Annotated in this window: 2 protein-coding genes; both read left to right on the top strand. The window is 75.7% G+C overall.

From position 1 onward, the window contains the following. Positions 1-339: 339 nt before the first annotated feature. Positions 340-780 (top strand): hypothetical protein, encoded by a 441-nt coding sequence (locus ACZ5DC_RS39995; protein ID WP_468661313.1) that lies wholly within the window; start codon positions 340-342, stop codon positions 778-780. A 206-nt stretch (positions 781-986) separates the two neighbouring features. Next, entirely contained in the window at positions 987-1,310 is a 324-nt protein-coding gene (locus tag ACZ5DC_RS40000; RefSeq protein WP_468661315.1) for a hypothetical protein, read from the top strand. The last annotated feature ends 1,389 nt before the right edge of the window (positions 1,311-2,699 follow it).

Below are 2,699 nucleotides of genomic sequence, written 5' to 3' on the forward strand. Positions count from 1 at the left end.
GGGTTGTTCCTGGACAACACCCGGCGGCGGGCCGACAAACTCACCCCCGAACGACACGCCGAACTCGACCAGATCGGCATGCGCTGGTAACCCCGACCGGACACCGAAGGGGCGGCAGGCGCTCGCTCGCCCACCGCCCCTTCGTCCTCTTACACAGCCGTGACCCTACCCACGAACCCCGGGAACCGCGATGACCGACACCGAGAACCACCCCACGCCGCGCACCGCCGCGCTCGCTCTGATCACGACGGCCGCGTTGGATGAAGCCGCGCGCAACGACCCCGCCGCGGACGGACCGCCCCGGCCAACTGGGAGATCTACGACTGCCTGACCGCCGCCGTGCTGGAGACCTGGCACACCGGCGGCACGCTGCGCGAGGACTCCCTGCGGCTCACCGAACACCTCGCGGTCGAGCTGTGCGCCTACCTCTTCCAGCGATTCGACCGCGACCCGGACCGGTTCGGCAGGTGGCTGTGCGACTTCGGCGACCAGGTCGCCCGCACCCAGCAGCACGCGCACCCCGCCGGCCCCACCACGATCGAGATCTTGTCGGTCGTCGCCGACGACCTCAGCCCCCGCCCGGCCGGGCCCGCCGGGACTGAACGCGAACGGCTCACCCGCCTCGCCGTGCCCTACCTGGGATACCTCCGCCCCGGTCACGAGGTGGAAGACGCACGAGAGATCACCCTCACCTTCATCCTGTGGGCAGGCCCGCAACTGGCCGCACTCCTCGATCCCGACTACCAGCGGATCAACGCCTACACCAGCGCCCGGAACTGATCGGCAACGCCATGAGCAACCGGGCCCAGACAAGAGGGCGGTGCCCCTGGGGTGTCGCCCTCTGTCATGTCTGCGAAGCCGGCAGGGTGCTCCGCCCTTCGACAGCGGTACGGGAGGCTTCCGAACGCCGGGGTGGAATCGGATGTTCACGAGTTTCCGACAGCACAGGGCCTGCGGGAGGGGGCCCGACGAGCGACCCTGAAGGCGTGGCCCGTATTCGGTTCTGCTTGTCCTGCGGGGCCCGGCTGCCGAGAAGCGCCTCGGCCAGGCGCTACTGCGACGGCGTCTGCCGGGCCCAGGCGTACCGGGCCCGGCGAGTCTCCGACCGGATCATGACCCTTGCGATGATGCTGGCCGAAGCGGAGTGGACCGACGACAGGCGCATGATCAGACTGCTGACCTACCCGGAGTGCGGCCGGATCACGTTCGCCGGCGGCGACCGCCGCCGCGACGCGGTGTACTGCTCCAGCCGCTGCCGCTCCAGAGCCTGGCGCCGCCGCGCGGCCCACCACGCCGGGGCCTCAGCGTGACGTACAGCCGTCACAAAACCGCGCCGTACCAGCGAGTATGACGCCTCGACGTCACGCACATGCCCGTCCCCACTGCGCGCGGCCACGCCGCTGCGCGCGAGCTGTAACGGGCCGGTACCCAACCCGGAGCACGCCCTGCGCAACGCTTTGTGTACCGCCGGGTCGGGCCTGCGCGGTGGTCAGCCGCGGCGGGAACGTCAGTGCTGCCGCTCGCCTTGCTCCTGGCGGTGGCTATCGCCCGGTCGGGCGCGGCCGGGGTCATGGCGGGGGTCGGCATCGGGACTGCCGAGGGTGGACGGGAGGAAGCGGGAGGCGGCGTGGCGCGGGCGCGGCGGCTCGGGCGGCCGGACGGCCGGGAACGGGACAGAGGACGCGGGCCCGACTCAGCAGCCGGCACAGTGCGGCGGCCCGTGCACGAGCGGGCGGGGAACACGGCGCCCCGGCGCGGGCGGGACGGCGGACGCAGGCCCAACCCGGCGGGTCAGGACGCAGCAGGCCGGCACCAGTCGGCGGGACGGCGGCCCGGGCCCGCCGGGCGGCCGGGAAGCGGCGCGGGCACACGACCGGGTGCGGGGCGCGGGGCGGGCCTGGCCCGAGCCCGGCGTCGCCGCGCGGCGACAGGACGGCAGGCCCAGGAAGTACGGGAAGTATGGCGGCGTGCGCGGACGGCGAGGCGTCAGGCCTCCGCAACGGCGGACAGGCGGGGGCGGCACCGCACGGCCGCCGGGCGCAGCGGGGGCGGGGCCCGCGCGGGCCCGGCCGGCGGCAGGCGGGCCCGGCGCGCGGCGAGACGGCCCGGCGCGCGGCCGGCAGACCGGCGCGGGCACGACGCGGCCCGGCGGTCCGGTCCGATGCGCGGAGGGCCGTACGGCGCAGGCGGTGACGGCCGGACTGCCGAAGGCGACCGGGAAGGGAAGGCGGCGCGGCTCGGGCGCGGCGGCGCGGGCGGCCGGACAGGCAGGAGCGGGACGGCGCACGCAGGCCCAAGGCCGGCGGGACGGGGCGCAGCAGATCGTCACAGCACGGCGGCCCGTCCCCGAGCGGGCAGAAAACACCACACACCGGCACGGGCGGGAACGCACGAACACGGCGGCACGAACGCGGGCCGCCAGACCGCCGGGGAGCGGTGCCGAGGCACGCAGGATACGGCGGCGGGCACGGACGACGGCTCGGCGCAGCCGAGGACCGACAGCGGCGGGGTGGGCGGGGCAGGCGGGGCGCGGCCATGGGATAGGCGACGGCAGCAGGCGGCCGGGGGCCGGGCGCGGGCGGACAGGCGGCGATCAGGCGCCGCACAGCTCGGCGGCAAGCCTCCGAACGGCCAGGGGCTGGCGCGGCGCGGCCGGGACAGGCGGGCCGCCGACGGGCGGCCGGAGGCGGGGGCGGACG

This window comes from Streptomyces sp. NPDC031445, from assembly GCF_055581365.1.